13 protein-coding genes and 2 tRNA genes are annotated in these 17,500 nt (G+C 65.7%); 9 read left to right on the top strand and 6 right to left on the bottom strand.

Features of this window, described 5'->3' with window-relative positions; all coding sequences use genetic code 11:
• Positions 1-34 precede the first annotated feature (34 nt).
• The gene (gene polA / locus EJP67_RS16730) at positions 35-2,854 is read right to left on the bottom strand and encodes a DNA polymerase I (RefSeq protein ID WP_126022841.1); all 2,820 of its coding nucleotides are present in this window, start codon (positions 2,852-2,854) and stop codon (positions 35-37) included.
• Positions 2,855-2,951: 97 nt separating this feature from the next.
• Between polA and EJP67_RS16725 the strand changes: the two genes are divergently transcribed.
• From EJP67_RS16725 to EJP67_RS16715, 3 genes are all read left to right on the top strand, one after another.
• Complete coding sequence (locus EJP67_RS16725; protein WP_126022840.1) at positions 2,952-3,323, top strand: hypothetical protein; 372 nt, start codon at positions 2,952-2,954, stop codon at positions 3,321-3,323.
• Between the two features lie 62 nt (positions 3,324-3,385).
• The gene (locus tag EJP67_RS16720) at positions 3,386-4,444 is read left to right on the top strand and encodes a homoserine kinase (RefSeq protein WP_126022839.1); all 1,059 of its coding nucleotides are present in this window, start codon (positions 3,386-3,388) and stop codon (positions 4,442-4,444) included.
• Positions 4,445-4,453: 9 nt separating this feature from the next.
• Positions 4,454-5,293, top strand: coding sequence for a BPSS1780 family membrane protein (locus EJP67_RS16715; RefSeq protein ID WP_126022838.1), 840 nt, complete (start codon positions 4,454-4,456; stop codon positions 5,291-5,293).
• A gap of 40 nt (positions 5,294-5,333) precedes the next feature.
• Here EJP67_RS16715 and EJP67_RS16710 read toward each other — a convergent pair whose 3' ends face one another.
• The gene (locus EJP67_RS16710; RefSeq protein ID WP_126022837.1) at positions 5,334-7,754 is read right to left on the bottom strand and encodes a UvrD-helicase domain-containing protein; all 2,421 of its coding nucleotides are present in this window, start codon (positions 7,752-7,754) and stop codon (positions 5,334-5,336) included.
• A gap of 206 nt (positions 7,755-7,960) precedes the next feature.
• Between EJP67_RS16710 and EJP67_RS16705 the strand changes: the two genes are divergently transcribed.
• Positions 7,961-8,938, top strand: a complete 978-nt coding sequence (locus EJP67_RS16705) for a GMP reductase (RefSeq protein WP_126022836.1) — start codon at positions 7,961-7,963, stop codon at positions 8,936-8,938.
• Between the two features lie 16 nt (positions 8,939-8,954).
• On the opposite strand, the gene EJP67_RS16700 is transcribed toward EJP67_RS16705, so the two are convergent.
• Positions 8,955-9,821 (bottom strand): alpha/beta hydrolase, encoded by an 867-nt coding sequence (locus EJP67_RS16700; RefSeq protein ID WP_126022835.1) that lies wholly within the window; start codon positions 9,819-9,821, stop codon positions 8,955-8,957.
• A 90-nt stretch (positions 9,822-9,911) separates the two neighbouring features.
• Here EJP67_RS16700 and EJP67_RS16695 point away from each other — a divergent pair.
• A tRNA-Ala gene (locus EJP67_RS16695) sits at positions 9,912-9,987 on the top strand.
• Positions 9,988-10,036: 49 nt separating this feature from the next.
• On the opposite strand, the gene EJP67_RS16690 is transcribed toward EJP67_RS16695, so the two are convergent.
• Positions 10,037-10,744, bottom strand: coding sequence for an SDR family NAD(P)-dependent oxidoreductase (locus tag EJP67_RS16690; protein WP_126022834.1), 708 nt, complete (start codon positions 10,742-10,744; stop codon positions 10,037-10,039).
• Between the two features lie 140 nt (positions 10,745-10,884).
• Here EJP67_RS16690 and EJP67_RS16685 point away from each other — a divergent pair.
• The 4 genes from EJP67_RS16685 (at position 10,885) to EJP67_RS16670 (ending at position 13,159) form a co-directional block, all read left to right on the top strand.
• Positions 10,885-10,960 (top strand) — tRNA-Lys (locus EJP67_RS16685).
• A 223-nt stretch (positions 10,961-11,183) separates the two neighbouring features.
• On the top strand, positions 11,184-12,467 hold the full coding sequence (locus tag EJP67_RS16680) for a hypothetical protein (RefSeq protein ID WP_126022833.1): 1,284 nt from the start codon (positions 11,184-11,186) through the stop codon (positions 12,465-12,467).
• A gap of 177 nt (positions 12,468-12,644) precedes the next feature.
• Entirely contained in the window at positions 12,645-12,950 is a 306-nt protein-coding gene (locus EJP67_RS16675; RefSeq protein ID WP_126022832.1) for a hypothetical protein, read from the top strand.
• A gap of 29 nt (positions 12,951-12,979) precedes the next feature.
• Positions 12,980-13,159, top strand: coding sequence for a hypothetical protein (locus EJP67_RS16670; RefSeq protein WP_126022831.1), 180 nt, complete (start codon positions 12,980-12,982; stop codon positions 13,157-13,159).
• Here EJP67_RS16670 and EJP67_RS16665 read toward each other — a convergent pair.
• Complete coding sequence (locus EJP67_RS16665) at positions 13,144-15,021, bottom strand: hypothetical protein (protein WP_126022830.1); 1,878 nt, start codon at positions 15,019-15,021, stop codon at positions 13,144-13,146. The genes EJP67_RS16670 and EJP67_RS16665 overlap by 16 nt on opposite strands.
• 290 nt (positions 15,022-15,311) lie before the next feature.
• Positions 15,312-17,450 carry a hypothetical protein gene (locus EJP67_RS16660; RefSeq protein WP_126022829.1) on the bottom strand — a complete coding sequence of 713 codons (2,139 nt, stop codon included), beginning with the start codon at positions 17,448-17,450 and terminating at the stop codon, positions 15,312-15,314.
• Positions 17,451-17,500 lie beyond the last annotated feature (50 nt).

The following is a 17,500-nucleotide window of genomic DNA, read 5'->3' as shown; positions in this document are numbered from 1 at the left end:
CCGTTCCCTGCTCTCTTCTTCTTGATGTTCTTTCTCAGTGCGCCTTGTCCCAGTTAGGACCGACGCCGATCTCGGCCAGCAGCGGCACCTTCAGCGATGCGACGCCGGCCATGATGCGCGGGATCTCGGTGCGCACCCACTCGACCTCGGCCTCGGGCACCTCGAACACCAGTTCGTCGTGCACCTGCATGATCATTCGGGTCGCGCGCTTCTCCTCGTCAAGCACGTTCTGTACCTTGACCATGCTGAGCTTGATGAGGTCGGCCGCCGTGCCCTGCATCGGCGCGTTGATGGCCGCGCGCTCGGCGCCGCCGCGGCGCGGGCCGTTGGGCGAGTTGATCTCGGGCAGGTACAGGCGCCGGCCGAACACGGTCTCGACGTAGCCCTGCTCCTTGGCCAGCGCCTTGGTCTCGTCCATGTAGGCCTTCACGCCCGGATAGCGCGCGAAGTAGCGCTCGATGTAGGAGGCCGCGGCCTTGTTCTCGATGCCGAGGTTCTTCGCGAGGCCGAAGCTGCTCATGCCGTAGATCAGGCCGAAGTTGATGACCTTGGCGTAGCGGCGCTGCTCGCTCGACACCTGGTCGGGCGTGGAGCCGAACACCTCGGCGGCCGTCGCGCGATGCACGTCGATGCCTTCGGTGAAGGCGCGCAGCAGCGACTCGTCGCCGCTGATGTGGGCCATGATGCGCAGCTCGATCTGCGAATAGTCGGCGCTGGCGATCACGCTGCCCGCCGGCGCCACGAAGGCCTCGCGCACGCGCCGGCCTTCGGGCGTGCGGATCGGGATGTTCTGCAGGTTCGGGTCGTTGCTGCTCAGCCGGCCGGTGACGGCCACGGCCTGCGCGTAGTGCGTGTGCACGCGTCCGGTGCGCGGGTTGGCGAGCTGGCCGAGCTTGTCGGTGTAGGTGCCCTTGAGCTTCGAGAGGCTGCGGTGCTCGAGGATCTTGGCCGGCAGCGGGTAGTCTTCAGCGAGTTTCTCGAGCACCTCTTCGTCGGTGCTGGGCGCGCCGCTCGGCGTCTTCTTGACCACGGGCAGGCCCAGCTTGGTGAAGAAGATCTCGCCGATCTGCTTGGGCGATCCGAGGTTGAAGGGCTGGCCCGCGATCTCGTAGGCCTCCTGCTCCAGTTCCATGATGCGCTTGCCCAGCTCGTGGCTCTGAGTGGCCAGCGTGGGCGCGTCGATCAGCACGCCGTTGCGCTCGACGCGGTAGAGCGCCTCGCTCGAATCCATCTCGAGCTGGTAGATGAAGAGCAGCTTCTCGTCGGCCTGCAGGCGCGGCCAGAGCGTGTTGTGCACGTCCAGCGTCTGGTCGCTGTCCTCGCACGAGTATTCGGCGGCCTTGGCGATGTCGACCTGGCTGAACGGGATCTGGTGCGCGCCCTTGCCGCACAGGTCTTCGTAGGAGATGCCGCTGCGGCCCAGGTGGCGCTCGGCCAGGCTCGAAAGGCCGTGCGGCTTGTGCACTTCGAGCACGTAGCTCTGCAGCATGGTGTCGTGCGCGTAGCCCTGCACCTCGATGCCGTGGTTGGCGAACACATGCCGGTCGTACTTGATGTGCTGGCCGAGCTTCTTCTTCGCGCCGTTCTCCAGCCAGGGCCGCAGTTTCGCGAGCACCTCGTCGAAGGGCAGCTGCTGCGGCGCGTCGGGGTAGTTGTGCATCAGCGGGATGTACGCGGCCTCGCCGGGCGTGACGCTGAAGCTGATGCCCACGATCTGCGCGACCATCTCGTCGAGCGAGGTGGTCTCGGTGTCGATGGCGGCGAGATCGGCCGCCTCGAGCTTCGCGAGCCAGGCGTCGAGCTGTTCCCAGGTCGTGATGGTCTCGTACTTCAGGTTGCTCGCGGGAGAGGCGGCCTCCAGCGCCTGCATTTCGGAGGGCTCGTCGAACAGGCCGCCCTGGTCGGTGTCGGCCTTGCCGGAAGCCGCCTTCTTCTTGAGGTTTTCCTCGATCAGCTCGGGCGGCACGGCCTGCGCCTCGAGCCCCTTGACCAGGCTCTTGAAGCCGAACTTCTCGTAGAACGGCTTCAGCTCGGCCGTCTGCGGCGCACCCACCGGCAGCCCTTCGAGCGAAGGCAGGCCCGCGACGTGGCCATCGAGGTCGCAGTCGGTGCGGATGGTCACGAGGCGCCTGCTCAGCGGCAGCTGTTCCATGGCCTGGCGCAGGTTCTCGCCCGCGGCGCCCTTCACTTCGGCGGCGCGCTCCATCAGCGCGTCGAGCGAGCCGTATTCGAGCAGCCACTTGGCGGCCGTCTTGGGGCCGACCTTGGGAACGCCGGGCACGTTGTCGACCGAGTCGCCCACCAGCGTCTGGTAGTCGATCATCAAGCTGGGCGGCACGCCGAACTCGGCCGTGACGCCGGCCACGTCGCGCCGCTTGCCATTCATCGTGTCGATGATGGTGATGTGCTCGTCGACCAGTTGGCTCAGGTCCTTGTCGCCGCTGGAGACGATGACTTCGACGCCCTGCGAGGAGGCGACCCGGGCGAGCGTGCCAATGACGTCGTCGGCCTCCACGTCGGGCACGCTGAGCACGGGCCAGCCGAGCAGCTTCACCACTTCGTGGATGGGTTCGATCTGGCTGCGCAGGTCGTCGGGCATCGGCGAGCGGTTGGCCTTGTACTCGGGGTACCAGTCGTCGCGGAAGGTCTTGCCGGGCGCGTCGAAGATGCAGGCGGCGTAGTCCGCGCGCACCTCGCGGCGCAGCGCGGTCATCATGTTGATCATTCCGCGGATGGCCCCGGTCGCCGGGCTCTTCGGGTCGCCAGGCACGGCCCGGAGGTCGGGCATGGCGTGGAAGGCGCGGTAGAGGTAGCTCGAGCCATCGACGAGCAGCAGCGTTTTCTTGTCGGTCATCGGGCCATTTTGCCGTGCCCGCAGCGGCGCCCGGAACCACGACGGCGCGAGGTTCCAACCGACGCCCCGGAAGCAGGCGCGCGCCTACAATGCATGCATGCCTAGCTCCACACTCCTGGTCGCCCGCCGCATCCTGCTGGCGCTGGCCTTCGCAACCCCCTTTGCCGCCGTGCAGGCGCAACAGGCCGCGCCCGCCCCCGCGGCGGCTCCGGCCGAGGCGCTCCCAAATCAGGAGCAGGCGAAGGCCGAGGGCCGACGCAACCAGAAAGTGGAGAACATCCACACCGAGGACAGCGGCGCCTCGGTCGACGAGGTCCGCTACGGCGGCCGCACCCAGAGCATCAACGTCAAGCCCAAGTCGAACATGCCCGGCTACGAAGTGCTTCCGGCAGACGCCGCCACGGGTCGCCAGGGTTCGAGCGAAACAGGCGCCAACGGCCCCCGCGTCTGGAACGTGCTGAAGTTCTGACCGCAATGAGGTCTTCCGTTCTGGTTTTCGCGGCAGCAATGCGGCGCTGAGTACCTACCGCCATGGCAGTTTTTACCGAAGTCGGCTTCGGCGAGGCCGACGCGCTCGTCCAGAGCCTGGGCCTGGGCCCGCTGCGCGAGCTGCGCGGCATCGAGGGCGGCATCGAGAACACCAACTATTTCGCGACCACCGAGTCCGGCGAGTTCGTGCTGACGCTGTTCGAGCGCCTGAGCGCCGAGCAGCTGCCCTACTACCTTTGTCTGATGAAGCATCTGGCGGACGCAGGCCTGCCGGTGCCCGCGCCAGTCGCACTGCCCGAGCTCGAAGCCGCCGGCAAGCCGCGCAAGGGCCAGCCGCCGGTGCCCGCCGAGGCTTCGTGCGACCTGCTGCACCTCGTGGCCGGAAAGCCTGCTGCCGTTGTGCAGAAGCTCTCGGGCCGCAGCGAACTGGCCCCCACCGCTGCGCACTGCACCGAACTGGGCTCGATGCTGGCGCGCATGCATCTCGCGGGGCGCGACTACCCCCGCATCCAGCCGAACCTGCGCGGCCTGCCCTGGTGGAACGAGACGGTGCCGGTGGTGCTGCCGTACATCGAGGAGCACCAGGCCGCCCTGCTGCGCGCAGAGCTGGCCTACCAGAACCACGTCGCCGAGTCGTCGGCCTATGCGGCGCTGCCGCGCGGTCCGGTGCACGCCGACATGTTCCGCGACAACGTGATGTTCGCGACCGACGGCGAGCCCGGCGCCGCCCCGCGCCTGACCGGCGTGTTCGACTTCTATTTCGCCGGTACCGACACCTGGCTGTTCGACCTGGCCGTGTGCCTGAACGACTGGGCCATCGACCTGTCCACCGGCCGCCACGACCCCGAGCGCGCAGACGCGCTGCTCTCGGCCTACGAGTCCGTGCGCACGCTGAACGCGCCCGAGCGCGCCCTGCTGCCCGCGATGCTGCGCGCGGCGGCGCTGCGCTTCTGGATCTCGCGCCTGTGGGACTTCCATCTGCCGCGCGAGGCGAGCATGCTCAAGCCCCATGACCCCACGCACTTCGAGCGCGTGCTGCGCGAGCGCGCCACACATCCGCACGCCATGGCGCAGGCCCTCGAGCCGCTGCTGGCTGCCTGACCTTCACACATGAAACTCAACCTCGTGCCGGCGCGAACCGGCGTGGAATGGGTCCGCCTCGGACTCCGGAACTTCTGGCGGCAACCACTGGCCTTCGTGTCGCTGTTCATGCTGTTCATGGCGCTGATCTCGACGATCTCGCAGCTGCCTGTGATCGGCAGGTTCCTTCCGTTCGTGCTGCTGCCCTTCTCCACGCTGGGCTTCATGGTCGCGGCCTCGGTGGCCGACGCCTCGGCGAACGACAAGGCCGCGGCGGATGACGGCACGGCCGGCCCAAGGAGGCCGACCGGCGCGCTCATGTTCCTGTCGGTGGCACAGGCCATGCGGGCCGAATGGCGCTCGCTGGCGGTGCTGGGCGTGATCTCGGCTGTGTATTGCCTGCTGACGGTGTTCGTGACCGCGGTCGTCGATGGCGGCCAGTTCATGCGCAGCTATTTCGCCGGGGAGGCTCCAGCCAAGGAAGTCATGGAGAGCAGCCGGTTCCAGGTGGCCAACCTGCTGCAGATGTGCCTGACGCTGCCGCTGATCGCCGCCATCTGGCATGCGCCTGCGCTGGTCCACTGGCACCGGGTGGAGCCGGTGAAGAGCATCTTCTTCAGCCTGGTCGCGATGTTCCGCAACTTCGGCGCCTATGCGCTGTACTGGCTGGCGTGGTGCGGCGTGCTGCTGCTCGGCCTGCTGGCGGCGGCGCTGGTCGGCACCATCGTGATCGGCGTGGGCTCGCTGGGCTCCGGCAGCGGCGCGATGACGGCCGGCAACCTGCTGATGCTCGGCACGGTGCTGACGCTTGCGGCGATGACGCAGGCGTCGAACTGGTTCACCTTCCGCGACACCTTCTATCCCGACTGAACGCCGCCGACGCAGCAGGCACCCGCCGGGCAGCGCCGGATCAGATCGGCGTGAGCTTGGCCACCGACAGCGCCAGCCACTTCACGCCGTGGCGCGCGAACTTGACCTGCGCGCGCGCATCGTCCCCGGTGCCCTCCAGCGCGGTCACCGTGCCTTCGCCGAACTTGTTGTGGAACACCTGCATGCCCGAGCGCAGGCCGTGCGAAGGCGCGGCCTTCTGCGGCGGCACGGGCGGGCTGGAGAAGGTGTCCTTGTCACGGCTTCCGCCTGAACTGCCGCCGTAGCCGCCACCGTAGCCGCCCGAGCCGCCGCGCGTGCTGCCGTAGCCGCCGCCATAGCCGAAGGCCGAGGGCGCGAAACCCTGGTTCTTGGGCGTGAGCCACTTGAGGGCGCCCTCGGGCAGTTCGTCGAAGAAGCGGCTCTTCACGTTGTAGCGGGTCTGGCCATGCAGCATGCGGGTCTGCGAGTGGCTCAGGTACAGGCGCTTGCGGGCGCGCGTGATCGCCACGTACATCAGCCGGCGCTCTTCTTCCAGCGCCTCGAAGTCGCTCATCGAGTTCTCGTGCGGGAACAGGCCCTCTTCCATGCCGGTGATGAACACGCAGTCGAACTCGAGGCCCTTGGCGGCGTGCACGGTCATGAGCTGCACCGCGTCCTGGCCCGCCTGCGCCTGGTTGTCGCCCGACTCGAGCGCGGCGTGCGTGAGGAAGGCGGCCAGCGGGCTCAGCGTTTCGCCGGTTTCGGCGTCGGGCGCGAGCGGCTCGCCGAGCACCGGACGGTTCGGGTCCAGGCCCTGGCTCGCGGGCGACTGGCGCAGTTCGTCGACCGGCAGCGCCACAGCGTCGCGGCCGAAGCCTTCCTGCGTGACGAAGCTTTCGGCCGCGTTCACCAGTTCGTCCAGGTTCTCGATGCGGTCGGCGCCTTCGCGGTCGGCCCTGTAGTGCTCCACCAACCCGCTGTGGTCGAGCACCAGTTCGATGATCTCGCGCAGGCTCGCGCCCTGGGTCTGCTCGCGCAGCACGTCGATCTTGGCGACGAAGCCGGTGAGGTTGGCGCCCGCCTTGCCGCCGACCACGCTCACCGCGTCGTGCAGCGAACGGTTGGCGGCACGCGCCGCGTCCTGCAGGGTTTCGAGGGTGCGCGCTCCGATGCCGCGCGGCGGGAAGTTGACGACGCGCAGGAAGCTGGTGTCGTCGTCCTTGTTCTCCAGCAGGCGCAGGTAGGCCAGTGCATGCTTGATTTCCGCGCGCTCGAAGAAACGCAGGCCGCCATACACGCGGTACGGCACGGAGGCATTGAAGAGCGCGGTTTCGATCACCCGGCTCTGCGCGTTGCTGCGGTAGAGCACGGCCATTTCCTTGCGCTCGTAGCCGTCGCGCACGAGCTGGCGCATTTCCTCGACCATCCACTGCGCCTCGGCGAGGTCGGTGGGTGCCTCGTACACGCGCACGGGCTCGCCGGGGCCCTGGTCGGTGCGCAGGTTCTTGCCCAGTCGCTTCTTGTTGTGGCCGATGAGCTCGTTGGCGGAATCGAGGATGTTGCTGTAGCTGCGGTAGTTCTGCTCCAGCTTGATCTGGTGGCGCACGTCGAACTCGCGCACGAAGTCGGTCATGTTGCCCACGCGCGCGCCGCGAAAGGCGTAGATGCTCTGGTCGTCGTCGCCCACGGCGATCACACTGTTGTGCTGGCCCGGAACGAACCGGCCCTCGACGGTGTTGCCGGCGAGCATCTTGATCCACGCGTACTGCAGGCGGTTGGTGTCCTGGAACTCGTCGATCAGGATGTGGCGGAAGCGCCGCTGGTAGTGCTCGCGCACGGGTTCGTTGTCACGCAGCAGTTCATAGCTGCGCAGCATGAGTTCGCCGAAGTCGACCACGCCCTCGCGCTGGCACTGCTCCTCGTACAGGCGGTAGAGCTCGACCTTCTTGCGGTCGTCGTCGTTGCGCACCTCGATGGCGTCGGGGCGCAGGCCGTCTTCCTTGGCGCCGGCGATGAACCACTGGGTCTGCTTGGCGGGAAAGCGCTCGTCGTCGACGTTGAACTGCTTCATCAGGCGCTTGATGGCCGAGAGCTGGTCCTGCGTGTCGAGGATCTGGAAGGTGGAAGGCAGGTTGGCCAGCTTCCAGTGCGCGCGCAACAGGCGGTTGCAAAGGCCGTGGAAGGTGCCGATCCACATGCCGCGCACGTTGACGGGCAGCATCGCCGTCAGGCGCGTCATCATTTCCTTGGCGGCCTTGTTGGTGAAGGTCACGGCGAGGATGCCGCCTGCGGAGACCTGGCCGGTCTGCAGCAGCCAGGCGATGCGGGTGGTGAGCACGCGCGTCTTGCCGGAGCCGGCGCCTGCGAGGATGAGAGCGTTGCCTTCGGGCAACGTGACCGCGGCGAGCTGCTCCGCGTTCAGGTTCTGCAGCAGCGGCAGCGCTGGGGGGTTGGCGTCGGCCGCGGGATCGTTAAACAACATCCCCCAATTGTAGAAACCACGGCGTATGCGGGTTATATGACGAGGCGGAAGACCCGGCTTCGCGAGTCCGCGTAAAATCAATCACCGGGCCCAAGTTTCTTGCGCCCGGTTTTTTGTGGGCGTTTCCTTTGCGAAACGCACCGCGAAAGCCGGCCGGACCAAGCGCTCATTCGTTTCTTTCAACGATTCTCTTCAGGAGCCTGGTCATGCAGATTTTCGATTACGACAACATCCTCCTCCTCCCGCGCAAGTGCCGCGTGGAGAGCCGTTCCGAGTGCGACACCAGCGTCACGCTGGGCGAGCGCTGCTTCCGCCTGCCGGTGGTTCCCGCCAACATGAAGACGGTGGTCGACGAGTCGATCTGCCTGTGGCTGGCGCAGAACGGCTACTTCTACGTGATGCACCGCTTCGACCTCGACAACGTCAAGTTCGTCAAGGACATGCAGGGCAAGGGCGTATTCGCCTCCATCTCGCTGGGCGTGAAGAAGGCCGACTACGACACCGTCGACCAGCTGGTGGCCCAGGGCCTCGTGCCCGAGTACGTCACGATCGACATCGCGCACGGCCACGCCGACAGCGTGAAGAACATGATCGGCTACCTCAAGCAGAAGCTGCCGAAGACCTTCGTGATCGCAGGCAACGTCGGCACGCCGGAGGCGGTGATCGACCTCGAGAACTGGGGCGCCGACGCGACGAAGGTCGGCATCGGCCCGGGCAAGGTCTGCATCACCAAGCTCAAGACCGGGTTCGGCACGGGTGGCTGGCAGCTGTCGGCGCTGAAGTGGTGCGCCCGCGTGGCGACCAAGCCGATCATTGCCGACGGCGGCATCCGCGACCACGGCGACATCGCCAAGAGCGTGCGCTTCGGCGCGTCGATGGTCATGATCGGCTCGCTGTTCGCGGGGCACGAGGAGTCGCCGGGCAAGACCGTCGAGGTCGACGGCAAGCTCTTCAAGGAGTACTACGGCTCGGCCAGCGACTTCAACAAGGGCGAGTACAAGCATGTCGAAGGCAAGCGCATCCTCGAACCCGTCAAGGGCAAGCTGGCCGACACGCTGATCGAGATGGAGCAGGACGTGCAGAGCTCGATCAGCTACGCCGGCGGCCGCGCGCTGATGGACATCCGCAAGGTCAACTACGTGACGCTCGGCGGCGACAACGCCGGCGAACACCTGCTGATGTAACTGGCTTCCTCAGGCTTCAGGCTTCCAGGAGCTGCACCGCATGCCGGTGCAGCGCATGCGCCGGATCGGCGAGCGCGTCCACCACGTCGAAGTGGTTGAGCCCTGGAAGCACCTCGCACACCGGCACGGTGTTGCGGCCCCACGCATCGCGGATCATTGCGTTGTGGCGGATGAATTCCTCGCTCTCGGCGCCGCCGGCCACTGCGTAGAGCTGGCCGCGCTTCGGCGCAGGCCATAAGGCGGGACTTGCGCGCAGCACGTCGGCATCGGTCAGCTTCAGCGTGTTCTCGAGGAACGGCGTGCGCTGCAGCGGACGAAGATCGTATAGGCCCGAGATCGACAGCGCGTTGCGCACCAGGTGCGCGGGCAGGTCGGGCGCCACCGCTTTCCAGTCGCAGGCCAGCAAGGCTGCCGCCATGTGGCCGCCGGCCGAGTGGCCAGCCACGGTGATCCGCGACGGATCGCCGCCGTGGGCAGCGATGTGGCGCCACGTCCATTCGAGCGCACGCACCATCTGCAGCATGATGCCGGGCACCGTGACCGGCTGCTCCGATGTGCCGGGGCAGAGCGCATAGTTGGGCTGCACCACGCAGATGCCGCGGTCGTTGAAGGCCGGAGCAATGAAGGAATGGTCTTTCTTGTCCATCGCACGCCAGTAGCCGCCGTGAATGAAGACCAGCACCGGCGCATCGGGCACCGGCGCGGGAAAGATGTCGAGCGTCTCGTTCACGCCCTGGCCGTAGGGCAAATCGATGCGGGCAGGCAGAGTCTCGCGCGCCTCGGCGGATTCCCTGGCCCAGCGCTGGAAGTACGCGGGGTGGTCCTTGACCCGCGCGAGATTGTTGTACATGCCTTCCAGCCAGGCGGGATCGAACAAGGCCATGAGGTCTTTGCTCCGTGTTTTGCGAGGCGCGCATCTTGGCACGGCGACATGCGCCAAAACGGCGGTTTTGGTTAAAATTCGCCCTGCGTTGGGGGGGTAGCTCAGCTGGGAGAGCGCCGCGTTCGCAATGCGGAGGTCGGGAGTTCGATCCTCCTCCTCTCCACCAACCGACACGGAAAAGGCCTTGGCATCCGCCAGGGCCTTTTCTTTTTTGCTCAGGTATCGAGCGTCAGGTGCTGCCCGTGCAGCGCAGCCGCAGCCGGCGACGCGAGGAATGCGATGGTCTGTGCGGCAACCGACGTCGACACCCAGTCGGCAGGATTCGCATCGGGCATCGCCTGCCGGTTTGCGGGTGTGTCGAGCACGCTCGGCGCCACGCTGTTGATGTTGACGCCATGTGGCGCAGCCTCGGCCGCCATGGCTTCCACCAGCCGCTGCAGTGCGCTCTTCGATGCGATGTACGCAGCCATCGCCGGCACGCCGCGCACCGCGACCTTCGCGGTGACGGCGATCACGTTGCCGGCACGCCGCTCGATCATCGAAGGCAGCACCGCCTGCGTCACCGCGACGAAGGACCAGGCGTTGAGATTCATCATCCGGTCCCAGCTCGCACGCGTGAGCGCATGCGTCGCCTCGCCCATCTCGAAGCCGCCGGCGATGTGCACCAGCGTGTCGATGCGGCCGAAGGACTTCAGCGTCTGCTCCGCAAGAGCCGCCATCTCGGTAGTGGAAGTCACATCGCCCGACAGGAGCAGGTGCTGCGAGTTGCCGAGCCCCGGGAACACTTCGGCCAGACGACCCGCATGGTGGTCGACCAACGCAAGGCGCGCGCCCTGATCGATGAAGTGCTGGGCCACCGCGCGCCCCAGTGCGCCTGCGGCGCCGGTGATCAAGATATGTGGCGTGGTGCTGGCGTCGCTCATCGAAGTTCTCCTGGTTGAGGGCCTCTGCCCCGTCGTCGATGACGAATCCTAACGCCGCAAGTCACAAATTTTTTGGACAAGCTCGATTTCTGGGATATACTCGTGGTCTTGCCAGAAAACACTAAACGTTTTCAAAGCAAGGGCTCTTAGCTCAGTTGGTAGAGCAGCGGACTCTTAATCCGTAGGTCGAGTGTTCGAGTCACTCAGGGCCCACCACCAACACTAGGAACTGCGCGGTTTCCGCGCTACTTCCATAAGAGCACTGTTCCGCAATCGCAGAACGTGTTCCGCAAACAGAGAAACCTCCCGTCGAAAGACTGGGAGGTTTTTTCCTTTCCGGACCACCCATCGATCCTCGCGCACACGAAAACAAGCATCACCGATAGTGAGCTTCGAGGGCATCCGGCTACGATGGCAGCCCACTCTCATGTCGAGACTCATGGCCGCCACCGAGAAGCGCCTCCCCCGCGACACGTTCACCAAGAAGCTGCAGCGCATGTGCGAGCGTCTGGATGGCCGCAGCACGCAGACGCTTTCTTTCAAGCACTGGTACTTCGACCGAACAGAGTCGGCGACCTGCACTGTCACTCGCCTCTGGGTCGCCGGCTCGTATGCCAGAGGCGCGCTCGAATGCGGCGATCTGGATGTTGTGGTCAACATCGACATCCAGGGAAGCGAGCCGACGCAGCGGTTGATGATGAGAGCCTTCTTTGGAGCGCCAGCCTACGTTCGCTGCTATTCGGGCACCCCAGAAAAGAATTCCTCTGGAATCGCGCTTCCTAACGCGGTAAGCATCTGGACCGGGCCTGGCTGCGACTGGCGCGAAGCGATAGCCTCGATCTCCCCGGACCCATCCGCCGGCCGCGCGAAACGACCAATCGACGCAATTCCCTTTCGGACAGAACAACTTGGCACCTACGTCGATCGAATGGAGGAAGTGCTCAAGCTCCGCCGCAAGGGGCTGATCGAGTGGAGCTTCATCCCTTTCGACGAAAAGTTGCTTGCGCCAATAGAACCTGGCGGCTTTCTTGAATCCGAAGCTCGCGTCGAACGGTTCATTGAGCATGAGCTTGCTGGGAGGGGAATCCTGCGGCTCCTCCATCCCCTGACCAAGCTGATGCGCAAGCTCGAACCCGGCGGATCTTGGCATTCAGCCCATGGCGCGCGGACTAAGATTCGGTGCGGCGGGACACTGCTCTACCTTGGGAAACCAGGCCTACCGATTCACCGCCTCGACGGCAACGCCACGCTTCAACAGATCGGCATCGTCCCGCACATCAGCACGCGTGGTCCAAATGGGGTGTGGCTCATCCGTCGAGGCCGCAATCATGCCGACATGATCGCGCTTTCAAAGGTTCGAGCCTTCTACTTGGTCTCCGGAGGCTCGCCGACCATCATCCACTGGAATCACTTCGAAGATGGTCGAAGACACTCAGGAAAGGTGCTCGAGCTCTTTCGGACCTACGAAAAGGCGATCGCGGGCGCGAAGCATTGGAAGAAGCTTGCGTCTAGCGAAGGCGAAGCCAAAGACTTCGATGCGAACGAAGTGCGTGGCGCCGATCTGCTCTTCCTAACATCGCTTTGCGACGTCATCGAAGTTGGTAGCGCGGGGATAGCAGTGACGCATGCAGGGCGGGTTCTGACTGGACAAGACGAAGTTTCCACCATTTCTGAGGTCGTGGTATCGCTTACCGGCGAGTCCGAACCTCAAGGCCTCGAATAGCCGGCAAGATCAATGTTTCGCTCAGCTCATCCTCCGCCTGCAGCGCGCCGCCGACACCAGGCTGGCGGCGTTCACGCTCTCGGCGGGTAGCATCACCATGCCGCACACCTCTCTTTAAGTGGGCTTGACACATAATGCCGCAAGATGGGCACGTCGAAATGGCGTGACGGAGAGACAATGAATCTTGCAGAAGCGGTGGATCGGCTCAGCAACATCGATCATGCAACCAGCATCCGAGGTCACATCGAAGCATTTGAACTATGCGCACCACACTACTCGGGCTCCAAGGCGGACGTTGTGATGGTGCGCTCGTCTTTATGGTTTGCTCAACTGCCATTGCCGCCTCGGGCTCGCGCGATCGTGACAGTGATGGCCATCGAAGCTCAGAAGGCCCTGCTTAAGCAGACCATGAGCCCAGTTTCGCCCGCTGTTCAGCCTTCTCAAGTCGCAGTTGCTGCGCTCCCTAGCAAACACAAGATCTGAGAGTTGCAGTTCGCTGCTACATTCGCCCCATGGCACGCGACCCCAAGAACTTCACTGGCGAAAACATGAAAGGCCTCCTAGAGGCTTCCTATCGCGACGAGCGGCTGCGCGAAGGGAACAAGCTAGTCGGCCACTTCGGGCTGGTCGCCATCGGCGCCATCGCGGTTGTGGTGGTCTTCTTGATCGCCGTGGCTCAGTTCTTGCGCTGAGTCTCGCGCTGCGCGCGGATCCGCGCGAGATTCGCGGCCTTCCGCTCCTCGAGCGATTGCCCCTGCGTAGCGGCTGCGGCCGCGCTTACTGGGCCCATAGCGGCATTCACCTGATTGATCTCGGCAGCGGCGCGCACGCGTGCGGGGCTGGTGAGCAAGCGCGCCGCGGCGTTCGTGACAATGGGCGTAGCAAGCGCAGTGCCGATCGCTGCAGCGTTACCTGTGGCCAAGGCCGTACCGAGGCCTGCAGCCCAGCCAATCATGGCGCCTTGGCGCGCTGTACCCGACGGGTTCGCAAATACCTTGGAACCCTCACGCCGCATGTTGGCAACGGCCCCAAGCTGCGTTACCCGCTCCTCCAAGCCAGGGAAGCCGCTGCCACCGAATAACGCGCGACGCGCGGAAGGGCTCATGTTGGCAAGGTTCGTCAGGAAGGTCTCCGAACTGAAGGCGTCTCCGAGCTCGTTCTGCTGGCCCGGCTTCGCACGGCCCAAGCGCTGCAGGACCGCGGCCGTGACCTCGCGCCGGTTCTCCACCGGCATCGATTTCATCACCCGTGCGATCTGCGTGCCGCCTTCCGCCAAGCCAGTGGTAGCAGCTCGGAAGATTTTCTCGGGCGCATCCTTGTTCACCACTGCCTCGAGCTGCTCCAACCGTTCGATGCTGGTGCGTGTGTAACGGTTGGCGCGCTCCCAAGTCTGGCGAGCCTGCGGGCCGGCGGCATTGGCCGCGTCGCCGAGATCTTCGCTCAACGCAGCGTACAGCGCGCGCCACTTGCTTCGCGGCACGTCCGACAACAGTGAGTTGTCGGAGATCTCCCGGCCGACGAGTGAGCGCAGCTTTTGCACAGCCTCATAGGGAAGTTGCCCTGGCAAGGTGGTCGCGCCAGTGCTGGACATGCCCGTAGGTGCCTGCGCGCGGCGAGCTAGTTCAAGGTCATCGCCCAGTGCTCGCTCGATTGAGCCAATGCGCGCATTCTTGAAGAAGTTGCTGATGTTGGGCGCACCGGGGATGCCCTCGTTCAGCGACTCCAGCACTTGCTGCGTCCGACTCACGCCCATCGGCGTCGCCGCAGGGATGTACTTGTCCAAATCAGAGTACAGGCGCTGCTGCACCGTCTTCACATTGTCCTTGAAGGCGTTGACGCCCTTGGCGATGGCTGCGCCCGCGTCAGTGCCAGTCGCGTTCGGCGCCAAGGCGTCGGTGAGCTCCTGAACGCTGCGTTGCATCGCCTCGGCCTGAGCTTCCCCGCGCCGGATCATGATGCCCGAGCCGCCCACGACATTTGACAGGCCGGTCTCGGCTGCCTGGATGGCGCGCGAGCCTGTGGCTTGACCCATCGTGGGCGTGGTGCCGGTCGCCTGCTCAAAGGTCTGGATCCGGTCGGCCATCTCGGCCCGCCCCGCTTCGCCCCCGCGGATGGCGCCGCGAACCGCCGCGCGCGCCGCGAACGGTACAGTGGTAGGAGCCAGGGCGCCGGCAAGACCTGCCACCGTCTGAGCCACCGCGCCGCCGCCGTTCTCGCGTGTCACACCTGCAGCTCCCGCGCCCGTGGCACCGCTCACGACCTGCATGCCTGGCGCCGCGGCAAGCGAATTGCCTACCGCCTCCGCGACGGGTGCGCCTGCTGTCTGGGCGAGTCGAGCAGTGAGTTGGCCCGCAGCCGCGCTAGAAGCACCGCCAGCCATGCCGGCCGCAACGTCCTGCACTACCCGTTCTGTAGCGTTTTTCGGCTCAGGCAGACCTGCACCGCTCATCAGGTTGTCGGCTGCGGCACTCACGCGCTGGAAGCGGAAACCGTTCCCCTCACCGGCTGTGGCATCCAGCCCCGTGTTGATGAGGCCTGTGACCGCATCGGACACCGTCCCAGGAATCGATAGCGCGCCCTTCACGCCCGCACGTGCCGTGAGCCCCACCTGGCGCGCGAGCTCCGCGGGAAGTGAAGAGGGATCTGCCGCCGGAGAGGCCGACGTCGCGGCCGGCGCAGTACTTGCGGGTTGTCCGACCTCTGGATACTGATCCCACCAGTTGCCGGGCGGTGAGCCGGGGTTTGGTGGGCTAGCCTGTGCAGACGACGTCGAAGGCGCAGCGGCTGGCGGTGCTGCGCTCGCAGAGCCGACAACAGGGTATTGGTCCCACCAATTTTCGGCCATTACGGCTTCCTCCGAATCGTTCCATCGGGTGCCTTGAAGGTGGTGCCCGATGAAAGCTTGTCGATCTCCGCCGGGCTACTCACCGCCGGGAGGTATTTCTCATTGAGAGAGCGCACCGTCTGCAGCGCAGCCAGACGCTGCTCGCGAGGGATTGTGGGATCGCCAATCTGCCCGGCCATCTCGCGATAGAGCTGCACGTCTTTGTCCGACTGCGGGCCACTCATCTTCGGCATCTTCGAGATCAGCGCGCCCTGCAGTGCGCCGAGCTGGGCCGTAGCGATCGCGCCTTCCGTGGTGGCACCGAAGGCCTGCGCTGCCTTGTCGAGCGCCACGCCGCCCAGGCTGTTTGTGGCCTTTCCCAGGAGCGGTGTCGCTTGGTCAATGATCCCGAAGATGTCCTGGGTATCCTTTGCCTGCTGCACTCCTTCCTTGTTTTGCTTCAGGTCCGCAGGCCCGCCGGGAATTGCTTCGAGGTTGCCATTCGCGGTGCGTCGGTAGCCTTCCGGTGGTTTGTTGCCCGCCACCTCGCGCCCTTGCATCGCGGCGATGGCCTCCGTGGCCGAACGCCGTTGCTCTGGAGTGCCATTGAGAACCTGGTCCTGCAGTGTGGCCATGCGAGCCTTTTGGCCTTGCTCAGCTGCCGCGGCCACCGCAGCACGATCGTCACGCCTTGCATCCAGCAGGAGTCGCTGCTGGTCAATCTGGTTGGCTTGCTGCTGACGAGCGTCTGCTAAGCGCGCACGCGCGCCCAATCCTTGCTCCGCAATCAGAGCTCGCTGAGTGTCTCCGAGTTCGCGCACGCCGAGGGCAGCCTGTGCCGCACGTTGATCGAGAGGGGACTGGGCTGCGCCGATCTGTGCCGCGTAGACCTGGGCGCCGTTGCGGCCCGGCGGCGCGCCGCGTGCGATCAGCGTCCGTAGGGCTGCGCCGTCATTGAAGTCGGCGTTCCGGTTCGCGCCACCGTTGTCGATGATGGTAAGCCCGCCCTGCGGCACCGCGGCATTCGACGCTTGCAGCCGGGCAAGACGTGTGTTTGTGTCCTCGGTTCCTCCCAGCGACCCAGTTGCGAAGGTGGCAGGCGCGGCAACAGAGTTGCCCGAATAGGCGTTGCCGTTGCGCGTGACGCCGAGGGGCAGATTCGGATCCTGCACCGGGCCCGCGGCTGGCGGGACCGCGCCGAACCCCGTCATGGCGTCGACCAGCGGCTCAGCAGCCGGCGGCTGTGCAACGACGGTATAGACCTCTTTGCCAGTTGGAATTTGGCTGGCGCCTGGTGCCCCAGGCGGTGGCACGGTCGTAGTGACCATCTGCGGAGCCACCGCGGCGGCAGCCGATGCGGGCCCAGCACCAAGCGCGCGCCGGCGCAGTTCCTCATCCGTAACCACGCCGCCATCAGCGAATGCGGGGCGACCGTTCCGATACACGCCCGAGCCAGCGGGCTTGTGGGTCGCCGCGATAGTAGCCTGCACGTTGCTCGGCCCGAGTGCGCGCACGGTATCCGCCGGCAGCACCGCCTCGCCGTTCGACAGCATCGCAGGGATCGAGTCGCTGGTGCCGGTGCCAGGCCCGCGAACCATGCCGCCGTCTCGATACGCCGGCCTCTCGGTGGGTTGGACCTGCGTAGGTGCCGCGGGCTGAACTGATGCTGCACCAAGCTGGACAGTCGGTGCCTGACCGCCCCCAACGAAGAACTGCTGAGCTGGTGATACGCCGACGGCTGGCGCGGCGATCGCCGGAGATGCTGCTGCAGGGGTCCCGAACGGCCGCACAGCACCGAGCGGTGCTTGAGGCGGTTGCACGGCAGGGGCAGTGCGAACTCCCAGCCCTGGCGCGGCCTCGCCGCGCATGCTTGCGATCTGGGCGTTGGTGTCCGCCAAGCTGCCCAGCGCGTTCGGGCGGCCAGCTCCGTTGGCAGGATCGAAAGCTGGTGCCGCAACGGGCCGCGGCGTCCCCGTGGTCAAGGACTGCTGTGGCGGCGGCGCAGGAGCCGGGCCGGTAGAGATGGTGCTGAAAGTACCGGACGGCGCGGCACCGTTGATGGAAACTTGACCGGACACATTGCCGCCGGAATAGCTGTTGCCGACGCGGCGCACTGCACCCAGTTGGGCCCCGCCGTGCGTGTAGAGATCGGTTGCCATAGAAGCCTTTCTGAGGTTCTCAGGCATTCTTCGCGCGCGCCGCCCGCGCG

The organism is Variovorax guangxiensis, from assembly GCF_003952165.1.
Lineage (GTDB): Bacteria > Pseudomonadota > Gammaproteobacteria > Burkholderiales > Burkholderiaceae_C > Variovorax > Variovorax guangxiensis.
This window is presented reverse-complemented; position numbering and strand designations above follow the sequence as displayed.